A 17,771-nucleotide genomic window follows, 5' to 3' on the forward strand; every position below is an offset into this window, starting at 1 on the left:
GTGCGAAACATCGGTTGCGGCAGTGCGGAACGGGGCCGGCGAGATTGACCGAAAGCCCCGCCGGGCGGGCGTTTCCGGTCGGATCCGATATATCGGGATTCGACCGCTTCCGCACCGTTCCGGCAGGGTCGGATCGCTTTCCGGCGATCCGGTTTTCGGCCATTTTTGATTCCGTTTGCGCGTGAATGCGTGGTTTTATTCCCCAGTCCGTTGCAATGTTTTCAGCCCCCGGCGCGGGCATCCGCGCCGGGGGCTCGGATCAGCCGGCCACGCCGTAGCCGCCGCCGCCCGGCGTTTCGACGACGAACACGTCGCCCGGCGCCATCTGCGCGCGGCCGATATGGTCGAGCGCCTCGACCGTGCCGTCCGCCCGCTCGATCGTGTTGCGGCCGAGCGCGCCGGCGCCGCCGCCCGCCGCGCCGAACGGCGCATGGATCCGGTTGTTCGACAGGATCGACGCGGTCATCGGCTCGAGGAAGCGGATCCGCCGCACCGCGCCGTCGCCGCCGCGCCAGCGGCCGCCGCCGCCCGACCCGGCACGGATCCGGTGCGAATCGAGCCGCACCGGGTAGCGCCATTCGAGCACCTCCGGATCGGTCAGCCGCGAGTTCGTCATGTGCGTCTGCACCGCGCCGACGCCCGCGAAACCGTCGCCCGCGCCGCTGCCGCCCGCGATCGTCTCGTAGTACTGGACCTTCTCGTTACCGAATGTGAAGTTATTCATCGTTCCCTGGCTCGATGCGACGCAGCCGAGCGCGCCGTACAGCGCGTTGGTGATGGCGGACGACGTCTCGACGTTGCCCGACACGACGGCCGCCGGATACTCGGGGTTCAGCATCGAGCGGGCCGGCACGATCACCGTCAGCGGCTTCAGGCAGCCGGCGTTCAGCGGGATGTCGTCGCCGACCAGCGTGCGGAACACGTACAGCACGGCGGCCATGCAGACGGCCTTCGGCGCGTTGAAATTGTTGTCGAGCTGCGCGGACGTGCCGGTGAAATCGATTTCCGCACACCGCGCCGCGCGGTCGACGCGGATCGCGACGCGAATCTCCGCGCCGTTGTCGAGCGGGTAACGGTACGCGCCGTCCTGCAGCGCGCCGATCACGCGCCGCACGGCTTCTTCGGCGTTGTCCTGCACGTGCCCCATGAACGCGAGCACGACGTCGCGGCCGAACTGCGCGACCATCCGGCGCAGCTCGTCGACGCCCTTCTGGTTCGCGGCGACCTGCGCGCGCAGGTCGGCCATGTTCTGCTCGACGTTGCGCGCCGGGTAGCGGCCCGACGCGAGTAGCGCGCGCGTGTCGGCGTCGCGCAGCACGCCGGCCGACACGAGCTGCCAGTTGTCGATCAGCACGCCTTCCTCGTCGATATGCGTCGAATCGGGCGGCATCGAGCCCGGCGTCGTCCCGCCGATGTCCGCGTGGTGGCCGCGCGAGCCGACGTAGAACAGCGGCGTGTCCGAGCCGTCGGCAAATACCGGCGTGATGACCGTCACGTCCGGCAGGTGCGTGCCGCCGTGATACGGGTCGTTCAGCATGAACACGTCGCCGTCGCGCATCCGGTCGCGGTTGCGCTCGATCACCGTGCGGATGCTCTCGCCCATCGAGCCGAGGTGCACGGGCATGTGCGGCGCGTTCGCGATCAGGTTGCCGTCGCCGTCGAAGATCGCGCACGAGAAGTCGAGCCGCTCCTTGATGTTCACCGAGTACGCGGTGTTCTGCAGCCGCAGCCCCATCTGCTCGGCGATCGACATGAACAGGTTGTTGAAGATCTCGAGCCGCACCGGGTCGGCATCGGTGCCGAGCGAGCGGCGCGTCGGCAGCGGCGTCGTGCGCGTCAGCACGAGGTTGCCCTGCGCGGTCATTTCAGCACGCCAGCCGGGCTCGACGACGGTCGTGCCGTTCTTCTCCGCGACGATCGCCGGGCCGTCGATCGCGTCGCCGGCGAGCAGCGTGTCGCGCACGTACAGCGCCGCGTCGTGCCATTGGCCGCCGGAATAGAAGCGCACCGCGGAATCGGCGCGCGGCGTCGCGCCCTCACCCGCCCCGCGCGGCGCCAGCGGCGCAATGTCGACCGGTGCGTCCGAGCGCCCGATCGCCTCGACCGACGCAAGTTCGGCGACGAGCGGCGTGCCGGGCATCAGGAACGCGTAGCGCTGCCGGTAGGCGGCCTCGAACGCCTGCTGCATCGCGTCGACGCTGCCGGCCGGCACGTCGAGTGCCGAATCGGTGCCCTGGTAGCGCAGGTGTACGCGCCGCTCGGTCGCGATCCGCTCCGGCGGCACGCCCTGTTCGAGCAGCGCGCCGACGGCTTCGTCGGCCAGCCGGTCGAGCGCCGCGTTCAGCGCCGGCAACGATGCGCCGGACAGCACGGCCTCGACCGCGCGCTCGCGCATCGCGGTCTGGTCGGCCAGGCCCATCCCGTACGCGGACAGCACGCCCGCGAGCGGATGCGCGAACACCTGCGTCATCCCGAGCGCGTCCGCCACGCCACAGGCGTGCTGGCCGCCCGCGCCGCCAAACGTCGTCAACACGTAACGCGACACGTCGTGGCCGCGCTGCACGGAAATCTTCTTGATCGCGTTCGCCATGCTGCCGATCGCGATCTCCAGGAAACCTTCGGCCAGCGCCTCGGGCGTCTCGCGCCGCCCGGTCGCCGCATGGATCTCGTCGGCGAGCGCCGCGAACTTCGCGACCACGCCGTCGCGGTCGAGCGGTTCGTTCGCATGCGGGCCGAACACGCGCGGGAAATGATCGGGCTGGATCTTGCCGAGCATCACGTTGCAGTCGGTAACCGTCAGCGGGCCGCCGCGCCGGTACGCGGCCGGCCCCGGGTTCGCGCCGGCCGATTCGGGCCCGACGCGCAACCGCGCGCCGTCGAAGCCGAGCACCGAGCCGCCGCCTGCGGCGACCGTGTGGATGCTCATCATCGGCGCGCGCATCCGTACACCGGCCACCTGCGTCTCGAACTCGCGCTCGAACTCGCCGTTGTAGTGCGACACGTCGGTCGACGTGCCGCCCATGTCGAAGCCGATCACCTGGCCGAAGCCGGCCGCGCGCGCGGCGCGCACCATCCCGACGATGCCGCCGGCCGGGCCGGACAGGATCGCGTCCTTGCCCTGGAACGCATCGGCGCGCGTCAGCCCGCCGCTGCTCTGCATGAACTGCAGGTTCACGCCCGGCATCTCGTGCGCGACCTGCTCGACGTAGCGACGCAGGATCGGCGACAGGTACGCATCGACGACGGTCGTATCGCCGCGCGACACCATCTTCATCAACGGCGACACCTCGTGCGACACCGACACCTGCGTGAAGCCGATGCGGCGCGCCAGCTCCGCCAGCGCGCGTTCGTGCGCGGTGTAGCGGTAGCCGTGGATCAGCACGATCGCGAGCGCACGCACACCGCTGTCGAACACGCGGCGCAGCGACGCTTCGGCTCCCTGAAGATCGAGCGGCACGACGACGTCGCCATGCGCGCCGACGCGCTCGTCGATCTCGACGACGGTTTCGTACAGCGCGTCGGGCAGCACGATGTCGAGATCGAACAGGCGCGGCCGGTTCTGGTATGCGATGCGCAGCACGTCGCGAAAGCCGTGCGTCGTCGCGAGCGCGGTGCGTTCGCCCTTGCGTTCGAGCAGCGCGTTGGTCGCGACCGTCGTGCCCATCTTCACCATGTCGACGTGCGCGGGCGTGATCGGCTCGCCTGCCGCGAGGCCGAGCAGGTGGCGGATGCCGGCCACGGCCGCATCGCGGTACTGCTCGAGGTTCTCCGACAGCAGCTTGTGCGTGACGAGCGTACCGTCGGGCCGGCGCGCGACGATGTCGGTGAAGGTGCCGCCGCGGTCGATCCAGAATTGCCAGCGCGCGGCGTCGGAGGGAACGGGGGAAAGGTGTCGGTCAGTCATGATGTCGGGTCGATGCGTCGTTGAATCGAGGGACGAACGCCGCCGCACGGCGCGCGTCGCGCGCCGTGTCACGGTGTCGATGAAAGGGGAAGGAAAACGAAGGGCGGGCCGCCCCGCCGCTTACGCGGCGTCGAGTTCGCGGCCGCGGGTCTCGGGCAGCGTCAGCGCGGCGACGATCACCACGCCGTATGCGGCGACCGCGAAGATGCCGATACTCGTGCCGAGCCCGTACTGCTTGGACAGCGCGCCGATCAGGAACGGGAACAGCGCACCGATCGCGCGGCCCACGTTGTAGCAGAAGCCCTGGCCGGAACCGCGCACGCGGGTCGGGAACAGTTCGGTGAGAAACGCGCCCATCCCCGAGAAGATGCCCGATGCGAAGAAGCCGAGCGGGAAGCCGAGCCACAGCATCGACGCGTTGGTCAGGTTCAGCGACGTGTACGCGAACGCAATCACCATCGAGCCGACCGCGAACAGGATGAAGTTCGGCTTGCGGCCCAGGCGATCGGTCAGGTACGCGCTCGTCAGGTAGCCGACCCACGAGCCGAAGATGATCATCGCGAGATAGCCGCCGGTGCCCATCACCGTGAGGTGACGCTCGGTCTTCAGGAAGGTCGGCAGCCACGTCGTGATCGCGTAGTAGCCGCCTTGTGCGCCCGTCGTCAGCAGCGCCGCGCGCAGCGTCGTCGTGATCAGCTTCGGCGCGAAAATCTCGGTCAGGCGCGGCGCATCGGCCACCTTCGCCTGCGCGGCCTTCTCCTTCTCGTAGACGTCCGGCTCCTTCACGTAGCGGCGGATCGCGACGACCAGCAGTGCCGGCGCGAGCCCGACGAGGAACAGCGCGCGCCACGCCTGCTCGGCCGGCAGCACCGAGAACAGCAGCGCATACAGCAATGCGCACAGCCCCCAGCCGATCGCCCAGCCCGACTGCACGAGGCCGACCGCCTTGCCGCGATCGCGTGCGCGGATCACTTCGCCGATCAGCACGGCGCCGGCCGTCCATTCGCCGCCGAAGCCGAAGCCCATCAGCGCGCGTGCCGCGAGCAGCTGGTGATAGTTCTGCGCCAGCCCGCACAGCGCGGTGAACACCGCAAACCACAGCACCGTGAGCTGCAGCGTGCGCACGCGGCCGATCCGGTCGGACAGGATGCCGGCGATCCAGCCGCCGAGCGCCGACGCGAGCAGCGTGATCGTGCCGATGAAGCCGGCGTCCGCGAGCGAGATGCCCCAGGTCGCGACGAGCGTCGGGATCACGAACGACAGCATCTGCGTGTCCATCCCGTCGAGCATGTAGCCGACCTTGCAGCTCCAGAACGCGCGGCGCTCGCGCGGCTGCGCATCGGCGTACCACGAGAACAGGCCGCTGCGCTCGGGGCTCGCGGGCTCCGCGGCGGGCGCCGCGAGGGTCTTGCTTTCCATGGTGGTACTCCTGTCGTTATGCGCGTTCGAATGGCGATCGTGCGTGCGGTGTGTCATGCGTGTCTTTCTGCCGGCCCGGATTTCAGAATACGGCCAGCGACGCGTTTGTGATGTCGGTCATCAGCATGTGGCCGGGCGTATGCGCGATCGCGATCGGCAGCTTCGCGTCCATCAGCGCGGTTTGCGGCGTCACGCCGCACGCCCAGAACACCGGCAGCTCGCCGTCACGGATCGTCACCGCGTCGCCGAATTCGGGTGCGTTCAGGTCCGCGATGCCGAGTTCCTGCGGGTGGCCGATATGGATCGGCGCGCCGTGCACGCCCGGGAACCGGCTCGTGATCTGCACCGCGCGGATCGCGTCGGCGCCGCGCATCGGCCGCATCGACACGACCAGCTGGCCGCCGAAGATCCCCGCGCGACGGTTCGGGATCGACGTGCGGTACATCGGCACGTTGCGGCCCTCCTCGACGTGGCGCAGGCCGATCCCCTCGCGGGCGAGCATGTCCTCGAACGAGAACGAGCAGCCGATCGCGAATACGACGAAGTCGTCGCGCCACAGCGCTTCCAGCGACTCGACGCGCTCGGTCAACCGGCCGTCGCGGTAGACGTTGTAGCTCGGCACGTCAGTGCGGATGTCGAGATCCTCGCCGAGCGCGTCGATCCGGAACGCGCCCGGTTCGCCGACGCCCAGCAGCGGGCATGCCTTCGGGTTCGCCTGGCAAAAGCGCAGGAAATCGTGCGCGGCCGCGTCGGGCAGGATCGCAAGGTTCGCTTGCGCAAACGGGCCGCAGTGGCCGGCGGTCGGGCCGCGGAACGCACCGTGGCGCACGGACTGGCGGAATTCGGAAGGCGTCATGATGTTCGGTCGCAGATCGGGGTGGCGTCGGGATGACGGTGGCGTGTCATCGGATACGGCGAAGAATAGAAAAGAAAAAATTTTGTCGCCAACGAGTTTTTTTGCATCTCTTGTATAGAATTTCTTAACGGATCTTGGGGTTTTCCCCGGTCTCGTTCACTTTTCCTCACCGGCAAGCTGCGCATCGACCCTTTGTCCGACCGCCATGAACACGCGTTTTCTCGAAACCTTCGTCACGCTCGCGAAGCTGCGCAACTTCCGCACGACCGCGGCGGCGCTGCACGCGACGCCAGCCGCGATCTCGCAGCGCCTGAAGGCGCTCGAGGACGAACTGCAGACGGTACTCGTCGATCGCGACAGCCGTGAATTCCGGCTCACGCCGAACGGCGAGTACCTGCTCGGCTACGCGAAAGCCGTGGTCGAGGCGACGCAGGAGCTGCAGGCTGCCGCGTCCGGCGAAAGCGCGCTACGCGGCAAGCTGCGGCTCGGCGTGATCGAGACCGTCGTGCACAGCTGGCTGCCGCACTATATGCGGCGGCTGGCGGCCGACTATCCGCAACTGGAAATCGACCTGACCGTCGACGTCAGCGTCGTGCTGCAGCGCCGGCTGATGGCCGGTGAACTCGACCTGATCATCCGCGTGGAAGGCAGCGACGAGGCGTCGGTCGTGTGCGATGCGCTCGCGAACTACCCGGTGCGCTGGATCGCCCGGACCGGGCTGCTGCCGAACACGCGCACGGGCCTCGCGCGGCAGGTACTGCGCCAGCCGATCCTCACCTACGGGCGCGGCACCGCGCCCCATCGCGCACTCGAAGACATCGTGCGCACGCTCGCGCACGCGCACGGCGTGCCGCTGTCGGAGACGCGCATCACCGGCTCGCCGTCGATCTCGGTGATCGTACAGCTGGTGCGCGACGGTTTCGGCGTCGCCGCGATTCCGGTGCTGTTCGTCGATGCGCTGATTGAAAGCGGTGAGGTTGTCGAGCTGCCGCTGCAGCCGTCGCCGCCGTCGATCGTCGTGTCGATGTCGCGGCGCGCGGATGCGCCAAGGTTCGTGCACGGCGCGTCGATCGCCGCGCGGGCGGCGTGTCATGAGTATTGCGAGAAGAGTACGCGGAGGTTGGTTGAAGCGCTTTGAGGCGTGGGTCGCACCGATCTACATTGTTCGGTTTCCTGACAGTATGTCTCGCTGGTGCCGCGGACGGGCGCAGCTTTATTTCCCGATCCGGTCGCCTGAACCTATCCGTCATTTTGTCGGCAAAGAGCACGATGCTTTTTTGTCAATCAACAACACCATCCGGTGCCCCCGCGCCTCGTCGTGAACCGACGGCTCTGTATCGCACACCATCAAAACGGTAGCTTTGGGTTGCTATAAACGCCGCATTGCCACTTTGAACTTCTATATTGAGCATCCCACGCGAGGACCCTGATTTACCTACAACAGAGTAGCCTCTGGCATCCAAAACCACCTTGCCAACATGATCATTTCCCACACGCACAATCCAAATAGGGCCAAGGGCGGAACCCCACCCACACGCATCTTCCGTGGTGAATAGAAATACCTTGCCCCTGCCATCCAAATCGATTCGCTCGCCTATTAAACGACAACCCAAGGATTTGTAGACAGAAAACGACCTATGACTAATGATTACCCGAGTCAGATCGGGGCTTCGACCAGTCAGTTCTTTATCCTCTACGGTGCGATAGACCTCCCCCGCAGTCGCTGTGGAGACCCAAAACAGTACAGCGATAAGCACGCTTCGTCGCACGAAGATAGTCACGATCCCTCCATGATGTCCTTGCAGATGTTGTCTGTTTAACCATCATCGGCGCTTTCCCCGTACGCCTTCGAACTGCTAGTTGCCCCCGAGGACTCTAGCCGGCACTCAGAGAGACTTGCGATGGCTCCTGGTAAAACTTACGTTGTTTCCCACAGTTGCCGTTGTCCGCCGCTACCAGCAGATCGCCGAGCAGGCGCGCAGTGACCATATCCGTTAGAGTCTTGTAGAGGTTGTAGGCCCCTTCAACTTCGTCCGTTCTGCCCCGCAGCGTACCGCTGGTGCCGTGCGTGGCAAGTGTGATAGCCCCGCACAATTCGCTCAGCGTGACGATGAGTGTTTCTTAGGTGTGGCCCACAGGCAGTACCGACCAAGGAAGATGAGCCATCCTTAATTTTCTTTATAAACGGAATCCTGGATTAATCTAAATCGAATGACTTGCCTCTTCCAGCAGATCTTGTCAGGTCTACATGAACTTGCATCTCCAAGAAACCCCCCAATGACAACAACCTTCTCGCCGTTGTTAAGCACAGACTTATAGCACTGCCCGGCCAATCCATTAATCTTTCCACCCACCCCCGGATTTTGGCACAGAGGATAACTTTCATACAATGTCCAACCATTAGTTTTTGAAATATAAACCTCATCAGCATATCCACCCAAAATAACTCGTCGCCCCAACTCCTCGATCACATATTGACCAGTTACCTCCGAGCACCTCACCAGCCCTAGAGAACACAGCTCTAGATTATCCACAGGGAACGGAGATTTAACCTTCCTCCTTATCTCAACTACATCATAATCATTTTTATTTATCAGCACTGGACTCCCAAAATAAAAATCCGACGGATAGGAAAACTTTACGCCTCGCAAAATAATCGCCCGGCCCTCCTCCGAAAAGGCATACTGAGTTGCGAGTAAAATTGAAATTACAGCCGCAAATAATTTTCTCATCACAGAGTGTCACCGAATATTTCATGGATTCGAAGCGTGTGATATACACGATTATTTATAGCCCCAGCCGCACCATTAATTTTAACAGTTATCGTCCGCACGGCCGCCGTGTCCATTACGTTATTATCCGCAAGAACATTTATAGTGCTCCCATTATGTGGCGCACCACGATTAGGCGTTGCCTCCCAATACCACCCTCCCGCATCGATTGTCGTAAAATCGTCACTGAGAATGTAATCAGGTGCAGGACCATCTATAACTGGCCTATTGGCATTTGGATGATGAGGAGCCCACCAGTTAGCAGTAAATGAACGTCGATCAATCCACCCTCTATATACCCAGTATTCGGAGTAGTTATATTTACCCGTTAGCTGTTTTAGGCCGCGACCTCTATACCTATAACCGTCTCCCGGGAGATCATTGCCAAGTTTTCCTCCGTATAGTTGATTGCAACTCGCCTCTGTGCGTTGCTCGTTCATCCAAGTTAGAGTTCTCGACTCTTCCGCACCCTGACCAAAGAAATGAGACATTCTCTTCATGTTTTGGATGACCAAGTATTTTCGAATTACTCTATTAATGTGTTTTCTGTATTTTTCTCTTCGACTGTCAGATAGCGCTCGTGGCGCGACCTCATCAGACCCGCCATCAGTTATTCTTTCATATGTGCTTGGATATACACGCCTTAACTCATCCTCACTCAGCCATCCGCAGATCTTGAACGCCTCAACAAACTGCAGCAGATGAAAATGATAATGCTCCTTCTCGAGCGTCAGCCCTTTCTCCACCGCATCTTCCCAAAACGCTAAGGCCTGGTGATGGCGCTTAAGCCTTTCATACGCCGGATCGCCCAGGCACATCGGAAACACAATGTTTGCAACGGCGCTCTCTCCTTCGATGCCTTTTAGCCAGTTCCAGCGCTTGTCGAAATCGTCCCGTGCCCATTCGCTGGGCATCTTGACCACGCAGTAACTCAAGCGCTCGCGCATTTCGCCCGCCTGCGCTTTAGCGTATCAGCGGGCCCTTGAGCCGAATCACCACGGCGTCGAGAGTGACGCCGCCGTCGTCCAGCGTGATCGTGCCGCCGGAGCCGCGCAGGCGGATTACCTCGCCGGCGTGCAACTCGACAACCTTGGTGCGTTGGCGAATGGCTTGCCCCGCCTCCAGTTCGGCACGGCCCTGCACGCGCTGCGTTAGACGCCCACCGATATCCACCGTGTGATCGGCAGCCGTCTTGTCGCGGCGATGGTTGCCGACTTCCTCGGTTCGGTCCTTACCGGTGTGGATCGTGTGGTTGCGGCCGACGCTCAGGAAGTCGTCCTGCCCGATGTCGTGGCGTCGGTCCTGACCGCTGGTGACTTGCTCGTGTACGCAATTTGGTTCCGCCGCCTCTACCGCTCCGATTTGCAGGAAGCAAAGCATGCAGACTCTAATGGTAATGCAACGCGCGTCGTCATTCATGATCGTCAGCGACTCTCCATTAAATACGCGGCCCGATACCAGTCTAGTTGTTTCTTCATTGCCGCTTGGATGCAGTTTGAATTACTTCCACAACGGTTACGCTCTTTGAGCCAAGCGCGCTGCTGGCGCTGAATGTCGACAATACTTTCCGAAGACTGCTGCGCGTCCCGCAACGCCACGCGATAAGCGGAATCGACGCTCTTGTCGAATCCCGCCAATTCAAACGACCCGCAAATAGCCCACTCTGTAGGGAGCGTGGCCTTTGAGCAAGCAAAGGAGGGCGAGGGCTTGGCACCTGACGCGATCTTAGAGAGCACCAAGATCGTCTCGTCGTACCAGCTTAGCAACACCCGCTGTTTGCTCATCATAAGCAACCACGAACCGTTGTTGTCTCGATCGTTGTCGTAAATACCACCAAGCAAGCCATTCCAATGCTTTTGTCCGCAAAGCACATGCATCACTTGCACGTTCGTGTTTCCGGCCACGCCAAGTTCATAGTCTTTGGTCGGAGATCTTGACGAACTCTTTCCGTATCCGCCGAGATACACCCTTAGGAAATCGTCAAAATTCACGTCCTCCGGCGAAATCTCGGGAGTCACGCAATTCGTCTCATCTTCTGGTGTATTATTGGATATCTCGATACTACTGAAGTTAAACAATCTCCACTTAAGCCTCGGATCATCCCATCCGTAATTCACTCTCCCACCAAAGTTTTTGTTCACATGAATCTCAACAACCTCCCATTTCCCAATCAACCCTCCAGGCAACTCACCCGCACGCACCACTGGTAGCGATATAAAAAATAGAAAGACCACGAGCACCTTACTCACACTCCACCCTTGCTTTATAAATGCCTTGATTTTTCAAGATGCAATATTGATCAAAAATATGGAATCGAAATGGCCTCACCTTGAAATTCGTAACGACCATCGATCAGAAGATTAACTTCATCTTCCCGCCGCTTCACCAGACCACCTAGCACCACTCCACCCGACGACGCCCCTTCCCTTATCTTTCTCACGGCAGAGCTAAGATCCCCCGCATTAATCAGTGTCGCCAGACTACGCCACCGACCGGCAGGATTGTAAGCAAATGAAGTGAGCGCATCGAACTCGTTCTGAGTGAGAACCCGATCTATATCTCTTATCACTATTTTTTCATATGCGGGTACGACGACACGCAGCAACTCCGCTTCTTGCTGGCGATCAAGCCGAACCAGGCCTTTGTTTTCCGAGGCAAACTTCTTTGCCGCAGCACCTGTCAAACCTGCTGCACCTGAAATTCCGGTAGCCACGGCTTCGGAGAGTCCAATCTTTAGCATTTGCCCTCGAATGCTCGGGGCACTTCTTTCCCCCATGTCATATCCAGGTCCGAGAGTCACGCCACTGTCGCCACCTGGCCAATGCAGTACATTCGAAACGTTTTCGCGTGCCTCTTGCGAGTAGATGAACCAAAAACCTTTCCGCGACAAGCGACTTGCCGCATATCCAGAGAAACTGCAGGCCATGGCGACGGGATGGATGTGGAAGACAAACGGCTTAACCGGAAAGCCCTTTACTTTTCCTGCCACTTGATCCCACCACACTAACTGTGCGATACGCGCTTTCTCCGCCTCCCAAGCCGTCTTAGATGACGGGGGAATCAGCGCATCGTAGGCATCCCACGCCTTCTTGTCTGCCTTCCACTCACTCGGATAGCGCAGGATCACACGCGATAGTTGGCGGATGGTGTCGTGATCGCGTTGAGCTGCCTTCACTTCGGCCAAGGTGAGCTGACCGTCGTGATCGGCATCGAGCAGCGCTCGCACTTCGCGCAGCGGCACGTCGAGATCGGCGTCCTTCAATCCCAATCGCCCGCGCTGAAACTCCTCCATCTGCTTGAAGTCGGCAAAATAGCTGCCGTAGGCGGCCGTGGTTGGCTTGGACTCAATCAGTTTGAAGTCCACCCACTCATGCGGCGAGTGCAGGGAAACACCAGCATGGCCCACTTCGCCTACCCAGCCGATGGCGGTGGTGCCACTGGTTTTCAGTTGCACCTGCCACCAGCCGTTACCCGCTTCATCCAGGGCAAACACCTTGGGTAGTTCCGTGGGGATTTGTCTGTCCGGTCTCGATTGCTGCATCATGAGCCGCGACACATGCTGCGGCTGCACACCGTTCTTGGGGCCGTTGGCTGCGAACGTCAGTGGAAAACTTCCCCACCCTTGCGGCAGATCGGCCGTCAGCAATTTACGTCCTTGGATACCGACCAGCGTGGCGTACGTGTCTTTGGTGATCCAAACGGGCGTCTGACTAATAGCCTCGACGAAAACCCCGCGGAAGCGCGTAGCTCCAGGTTGACCGACCGTCCCCTGCCGCGGCACGCGAACAATTTCCGCTGCCGCGTACACGGCCCCATCGTTGAGACGGAACAGATTGGCCTCCTTGGCACCCGTCGGCAACTTGGCTTTGCGGTCGATCCACTGCATCGCCCCCATAGGCTTGACCTTGACGTACAGCGCATCGTCAGGCGGCGTACCATCCAGCGCGACAATGGTATTCACCGGCAACAAACCAGCCTGCGGTGGTGCGAGTACCGGGTTATGCAACTGGGTATCTGGCGCCACCCGCAGCAGCGTTTTCTGCTGAGGCGTGGCCTTTGCCGCAGCAGCGCGACTCTTTTCCAGAAACGCGCGCAGTTCCGGGCCGACGATGATCTCGTGGTGCATCAGCTTGCGGCTCTGCCCCGGATCCTGTACTCGCCGGTACTCACCCATGTGGCCCAATAGTTCGCCAGCTTTGACCGCCGGCGGGCTCGCTGGCGTAACCACAACATCAAAGTCCTCCGGCGCCTGGCCTAGTGCTTCCAGCCAGCTCATCGAGACCCATCCGCTATGCGCGGTGGCAGGCACCTCCGTCTGCGCGGTCGATGGCGGCACGATCGCTTTCTCGATCACGCGCTTAATCTTGACCCACTGTTTGTCGCGCTGGAGTACCGTGAAGCGAGCACCGTGTGGCAGGTAGCCAAGGACGGGCGAGTCTTTGGCGAACGAAGGTTTTGCACGCACGCTCAAACCGATGACCGGCTGATCGGTGGCCCCTTTCGGTACAGTTTGTTTCTCTTTGGCGGTTTCTTTGACGCGACAGATCTTGGCCGGCCAGTACGCGGGGCGCTTGACCACACTCCCCATGCGTTCGTATTCGCCAAACGAACGCAGGTGCATTGCCAAGCAGAAATACGTGAGCTTATTGCCGGTCGGGTATTCCAACGTATGCCGTGTCAGAACAAAGCCGGTACTAAAGGCGGCCGAGGTGGATTCGGCGGTCGTCGGCACGTTGCCCCCTACGGGGGAGGTGGGGTAGTCGCGATTGATCCGGTAGGCGACCACCTCGCCTTTGGTCATGGCGCCGATGCCCTCGTCGAGGGACAGTAGGTTGGCCATCGCCGACTCATAGTGAATGCCGCTATGTACGCCCGACGGTCCGAACACGTAATAGCCGCCGCTGGCCATGCCGAGCGCGCTGTAGTAGACATCGGCGTCGACCACGTCCTTTCCGGCCTTGTCCTTGAAGGGGTATTTGTAGTTAGCCATAAAATTCCGCGTGCTTAGGCATCGCCCGAGAAGGTCAGGTAGAAAGCGTCATCCGGCGGATCACCGAATACCGAATCGCCAGATAGCGAAAGCGCGTGCCCAGCACCCTTACGATCCTGGACCATTGGGCCCTTCACGCGGATGGCGATGGCCTCGATCTCCACGCCGCTGCCATCCAGCGTGATCGTGCCGCCGGGGCCACGCAGGCGGATTACCTCGCCGGCTTGCAACTCGACAACCTTGGTGCGATGCCGAATGGCTTGCCCCGCCTCCAGTTCGGCACGGCCCTGCACGCGCTGCGTTAGATGCCCGCCGATATCCACCGTGTGTGCGCAGGCACGGCTGCGGCAGGTCGCCGCCAGGTGCCGGGTTGTACAGCACCGGCTCGCCCTGCTGCCGGCCAAAGATAAAGAGGCGATCGCAGTGGATCAGGCGGTGGCCGTCGGCCTTGTGCTGGAAGGCGTAGAAAAAGCCCTCCTCGCGCAGGATGCGTTCGATGAAATCGTAATCGGTGTCGCCGGCCTGCACGCAGTATTCGCGTGCCAGATGCTCGGCGGTGACGCGCTGCTCGTAATCCAGCGTCTGGTGATGCGCCTTGAGCACGGCCTGCGCAATCTCCGGAACGCTCAACGTCTGGAAGATGCGCCAGTCGGAGGACAGCTTCAGTCGCGCCAGGCGCGGCTCGACGACCGCGGAATACCGGGTACGTCGAAAGCCCGTGTCACCTTGCACGAAACTTGACACCGCGCCGTGCACGTAACGCACGGGTGCGCCGCCCTGCCAGATCGTGAGCAGGCCATTGCAGTCGAGCACCTGACCGAAGTCGATGGCGGGATTCGCGCTAGCCAGTTCCACCTGCAACAAAAAGGTCTCGGACAACCCCTCATGCAGCGTGAACTCCACCACTTCGAACGATTCATCGCCAGCGGCGAAGGTAAAACGCAGGTCGGTTCGATCAACCATGAGCATTCCTTACCAGCCCGTTACCGGGCTGGCGATCTACATGCTGAAGTGAGCAACCAGCGCTCGCGCCAGTCGCACGGAGTGGACCAGGCTCAGGCTTCCTGGGGCTTGCGCCAATCGTCCGAGGCTTCGGTGCCGGCGATGGCGTGGGTCCAGGTGATCTTGCGATAAGCCATGGCAACCTTGACCAGTTGGGTGTACTCGGCCTTGGTCGCGTCCTGCGCATGCGGCAGCACCGTGTTGATGTTGACGATGGTGGCGTCTTCGAGCTTGGTGGTGAAGAAGTGCTCCTGCTTGCCCTCGGTCGAAGTGCGGTACCACTTCACTTCCACTTCGGGGAGCATTTCACCGGAGGCCAGCGCCTGATACAGCAGCGGCGTGGCCTTGTTGAGCGGCGAGGTGAAGGTGAACGGCTTGTGCACACGCTGGCCCGACGGCTGGCCGCTCTGCGGGTCGGTCGGGGTGGCGATCAAGTGTTCGACTTCCTGGACCAGGATCTGGTCTTCGTGACCTTCCTGATAGACGTTGCCTACCGAGTCGGCGGTGAAGGCGCCTTGCGTGATGTTGCCTTGGGTCTTGCCCTGAATGCTGATATAAGCGGGAGTCGGCATGGATGCAGTCCTTGTTGTTGGAACCGACACGGCCCTCTGACCGTGTTGCCATCGGTGATGACGGACTAGGTAAGGCAATGCCCGTGCCAACTATCTCAAGTCGCGATTTAGTCCATTAATATCAGCACGTTAGCGGCAATGCCCGGTATTTCAGGCAAGCGACGAGGAAAGCGCAACCGCGAAAATCGTTTTTTTCGAGGGGAAATCGGGCCATTCGTGGCCCGCTCAAAACCAATCGTTTGAAAGTAAAAGAAATTTACCGGGCCACTTTTGGCCCGACCGGGCCACGAATGGCCCGATCATCAAAGCAATCGCGAACACATACGTCGCAGGAGTACAAAAAAATGCCCCGAAGACCATCCGGCCTTCGGGGCATTTTTTCGTGGGTTCGCTGGTGCGCACGCCGCGTGCGTCAGCCGGGCATCACCCGCGTCAGTGCGACCGGCCCGGTTCCGTGCCCGGCGCGAACGAGATGCCGCGCAGCACTTCCGCAAACTTCGCCGTCCGCAGCACCGCGAACTTCTCGGTGGCAGCCGTCGTCGCGCTCGTGTTGCGCAGCACGTCGCGCACCGCGACCAGCCGGTTCGGATCGGCGCCGACATCGCCGTTGCCGCTGACCGTCGCCGTGATCGCCCAGATCGTGACCGTACCGTCACGCTCGACGCGCCCCGTCAGGTTGCGCAGGCCGGCCGTCGCCGGCGCCCACGGCAACCCCGTCGCCGCGTTGTTGCCGACCGGATAGCCGGCCACCGAATACGGCTTGCCGAGGTCCAGCCCGTTCTGCAGCGTGTACGCGAGCTTCCACTGCTTCGCGCCCGCGTCGTACACCCACTTCTGCAGGCCGGCGCCCGTCTGCGCGGCCGCATGCGTGTACAGGTCCGCGCCCCCCGTGTAGCCGTCGCCTTCGTCTGCGACGTACAGCGTGTTCGCATCGGCGAACCACATCCCGAACGGGTAGGACAGCGTCGTCGCGGTCTTGTTCGGCGTGGCCGGGAAGCCGGCCAGCACGCACATGTTGTTCGGCAGGCCGGTCGTCTGCAACGTCGCGGCGTTCACTGCGAGCGGCGCCGTCGGCAGCACGGCCTTCGGCGACGGCACGCCGACGCCAGACGGGCATGCCGCGCCGGTCGTATCGACGAAGTACACGGTGTTCACGCCGTTGCCGCCGCTGCCCTTCGTGTAGTACACGACGTTGTCGTGCACCGCGATGCCGCGGAAGTTGTCGTCCTTGCCGATCTTGTCGGCCTTCGCGCCGAGTTCCGTGACCGAGAAGCTCGCGAGCGGCGTCGGCACGCCCGGGTCCTGCTGCGCTTCGCGATGCTTCGCGCCGTCGATCAGCTGCGCGCCCGCGCCGAGGATCACGTTGTCCGGTTGCGGATTCGCACCGTTTCCGGCATTGCCCGACGTGTAGTAGATCTCGCGGCCGTCGCGGTTGTTCAGGATCGCCGCGCGGCCATTGTTGCCGCTGTACGCATTCGTCTCGGTGAAGCGGAAGTGGCCGTGACGATCGACGCGCGCGATCGCGCGGTAGAAGGTCTGCCCGTCCGGGTTCGTCGTATCGACGGCGATCGGCGTGTTCGAGTTCGACACGTCGATCGTGTTGACCGGTGCGACGTAACCCATGAACGTCAGGTAATTGCCGTCGGCCGACAGGTGCAGGCCGAGTTCCGACTTCGAGCTGAAGCTCGTCACCATCTGGTCGTGCGCGAAGCCTTTCTGCAGGCTGTTCGGCACTTCGAGCGTGCCGACGGTGCCGCCTGCCGGCGTGATCTGGTCGAGGAAGATGCGCGACGTGATGCCGAAGCTGCCGTCGTAACGATCGTTGTTCCACACGTACGGATAGGTGCCGTCGTTCGGCGCGCCGGAAGCCGCGCCGCAACCGCCGGTGGTCTTCGCGCAGTTCGGCGGCAGGATCGCGCCGGGCTGCACGTTGGCGGACACGTTGTCGTACACGCTGCGGCTGAGCACCAGGAAACCCGGTACGAAGCGGCTTTCGCCGCCGTCAGTCGGGGCAGCCTGCGCACCGAGGCTGGCGGCAATCAGCGTGAGTGCAACGGCGGGAACAGTTCGATCGCGCAACGTGCGGCGGCGCTTCGCGGACAAGGCGACATTCGGCATGGACAAGGCTCCGTACGACATCGAGTGGGGATGTTGTTGTGGACAGACTGACGACGTGAAGCCCCGCCACCTTAGCCATGCTTGATGAAAAATTGATTGCACGCGATGCCGCCGAAACCCGCAGACGAATGCGGGCGCG

At 62.3% G+C, this 17,771-nt stretch carries 12 protein-coding genes; 1 reads left to right on the forward strand and 11 read right to left on the reverse strand.

What is annotated here, in order from left to right:
- Nucleotides 1-259: 259 nt before the first annotated feature.
- The 3 genes from ACWMMN_RS29385 to ACWMMN_RS29395 all read right to left on the reverse strand — a co-directional run bounded on the left by ACWMMN_RS29385 (nt 260) and on the right by ACWMMN_RS29395 (nt 6,179).
- Nucleotides 260-3,904 carry a hydantoinase B/oxoprolinase family protein gene (locus ACWMMN_RS29385; protein ID WP_486423499.1) on the reverse strand — a complete coding sequence of 1,215 codons (3,645 nt, stop codon included), beginning with the start codon at nt 3,902-3,904 and terminating at the stop codon, nt 260-262.
- A 120-nt stretch (nt 3,905-4,024) separates the two neighbouring features.
- Nucleotides 4,025-5,323: an MFS transporter gene (locus tag ACWMMN_RS29390; protein WP_059237623.1), complete on the reverse strand. Its 1,299-nt coding sequence runs from the start codon at nt 5,321-5,323 to the stop codon at nt 4,025-4,027.
- A gap of 82 nt (nt 5,324-5,405) precedes the next feature.
- Nucleotides 5,406-6,179, reverse strand: a complete 774-nt coding sequence (locus ACWMMN_RS29395; RefSeq protein ID WP_059237624.1) for a putative hydro-lyase — start codon at nt 6,177-6,179, stop codon at nt 5,406-5,408.
- Nucleotides 6,180-6,384: 205 nt separating this feature from the next.
- Here ACWMMN_RS29395 and ACWMMN_RS29400 point away from each other — a divergent pair, with 205 nt between their 5' ends.
- Nucleotides 6,385-7,317: a LysR family transcriptional regulator gene (locus ACWMMN_RS29400; RefSeq protein ID WP_059237625.1), complete on the forward strand. Its 933-nt coding sequence runs from the start codon at nt 6,385-6,387 to the stop codon at nt 7,315-7,317.
- Between the two features lie 1,030 nt (nt 7,318-8,347).
- On the opposite strand, the gene ACWMMN_RS29405 is transcribed toward ACWMMN_RS29400, so the two are convergent.
- The 8 genes from ACWMMN_RS29405 to ACWMMN_RS29440 form a co-directional block, all read right to left on the reverse strand.
- Nucleotides 8,348-8,911, reverse strand: a complete 564-nt coding sequence (locus ACWMMN_RS29405) for a hypothetical protein (protein ID WP_486423500.1) — start codon at nt 8,909-8,911, stop codon at nt 8,348-8,350.
- A complete protein-coding gene (locus ACWMMN_RS29410) occupies nt 8,911-9,897 on the reverse strand; it encodes a glycoside hydrolase family 19 protein (protein WP_155627224.1) in 987 nt (328 codons plus the stop codon). Before ACWMMN_RS29410 ends, ACWMMN_RS29405 begins: the two co-directional genes overlap by 1 nt.
- Nucleotides 9,898-9,913: 16 nt before the next feature.
- Nucleotides 9,914-10,330: a bacteriophage T4 gp5 trimerisation domain-containing protein gene (locus ACWMMN_RS29415; protein ID WP_486423501.1), complete on the reverse strand. Its 417-nt coding sequence runs from the start codon at nt 10,328-10,330 to the stop codon at nt 9,914-9,916.
- A 44-nt stretch (nt 10,331-10,374) separates the two neighbouring features.
- Nucleotides 10,375-11,199, reverse strand: a complete 825-nt coding sequence (locus tag ACWMMN_RS29420) for a lysozyme inhibitor LprI family protein (RefSeq protein WP_155627225.1) — start codon at nt 11,197-11,199, stop codon at nt 10,375-10,377.
- Nucleotides 11,200-11,249: 50 nt separating this feature from the next.
- On the reverse strand, nt 11,250-13,940 hold the full coding sequence (locus ACWMMN_RS29425) for a glycoside hydrolase family protein (protein WP_486423502.1): 2,691 nt from the start codon (nt 13,938-13,940) through the stop codon (nt 11,250-11,252).
- A 108-nt stretch (nt 13,941-14,048) separates the two neighbouring features.
- A complete protein-coding gene (gene vgrG / locus ACWMMN_RS29430; protein WP_486423503.1) occupies nt 14,049-14,903 on the reverse strand; it encodes a type VI secretion system tip protein VgrG in 855 nt (284 codons plus the stop codon).
- A gap of 92 nt (nt 14,904-14,995) precedes the next feature.
- Entirely contained in the window at nt 14,996-15,514 is a 519-nt protein-coding gene (locus ACWMMN_RS29435; protein ID WP_048021124.1) for an Hcp family type VI secretion system effector, read from the reverse strand.
- Nucleotides 15,515-15,946: 432 nt separating this feature from the next.
- Nucleotides 15,947-17,632, reverse strand: a complete 1,686-nt coding sequence (locus tag ACWMMN_RS29440) for a hypothetical protein (RefSeq protein WP_486423504.1) — start codon at nt 17,630-17,632, stop codon at nt 15,947-15,949.
- Between the last annotated feature and the right edge of the window lie 139 nt (nt 17,633-17,771).

Source organism: Burkholderia cepacia complex sp. TUM26381, assembly GCF_057439935.1.

What these genes read in the sequence shown, in the direction of transcription:
- ACWMMN_RS29385 (WP_486423499.1), bottom strand. Translation starts at nt 3,904, where the DNA reads ATGACTGACCGACACCTTTCCCCCGTTCCCTCCGACGCCGCGCGCTGG.
- ACWMMN_RS29390 (WP_059237623.1), bottom strand. Translation starts at nt 5,323, where the DNA reads ATGGAAAGCAAGACCCTCGCGGCGCCCGCCGCGGAGCCCGCGAGCCCC.
- ACWMMN_RS29395 (WP_059237624.1), bottom strand. Translation starts at nt 6,179, where the DNA reads ATGACGCCTTCCGAATTCCGCCAGTCCGTGCGCCACGGTGCGTTCCGC.
- ACWMMN_RS29400 (WP_059237625.1), top strand. Translation starts at nt 6,385, where the DNA reads ATGAACACGCGTTTTCTCGAAACCTTCGTCACGCTCGCGAAGCTGCGC.
- ACWMMN_RS29405 (WP_486423500.1), bottom strand. Translation starts at nt 8,911, where the DNA reads ATGAGAAAATTATTTGCGGCTGTAATTTCAATTTTACTCGCAACTCAG.
- ACWMMN_RS29410 (WP_155627224.1), bottom strand. Translation starts at nt 9,897, where the DNA reads ATGCGCGAGCGCTTGAGTTACTGCGTGGTCAAGATGCCCAGCGAATGG.
- ACWMMN_RS29415 (WP_486423501.1), bottom strand. Translation starts at nt 10,330, where the DNA reads ATGCTTTGCTTCCTGCAAATCGGAGCGGTAGAGGCGGCGGAACCAAAT.
- ACWMMN_RS29425 (WP_486423502.1), bottom strand. Translation starts at nt 13,940, where the DNA reads ATGGCTAACTACAAATACCCCTTCAAGGACAAGGCCGGAAAGGACGTG.
- vgrG (WP_486423503.1), bottom strand. Translation starts at nt 14,903, where the DNA reads ATGGTTGATCGAACCGACCTGCGTTTTACCTTCGCCGCTGGCGATGAA.
- ACWMMN_RS29435 (WP_048021124.1), bottom strand. Translation starts at nt 15,514, where the DNA reads ATGCCGACTCCCGCTTATATCAGCATTCAGGGCAAGACCCAAGGCAAC.
- ACWMMN_RS29440 (WP_486423504.1), bottom strand. Translation starts at nt 17,632, where the DNA reads ATGCCGAATGTCGCCTTGTCCGCGAAGCGCCGCCGCACGTTGCGCGAT.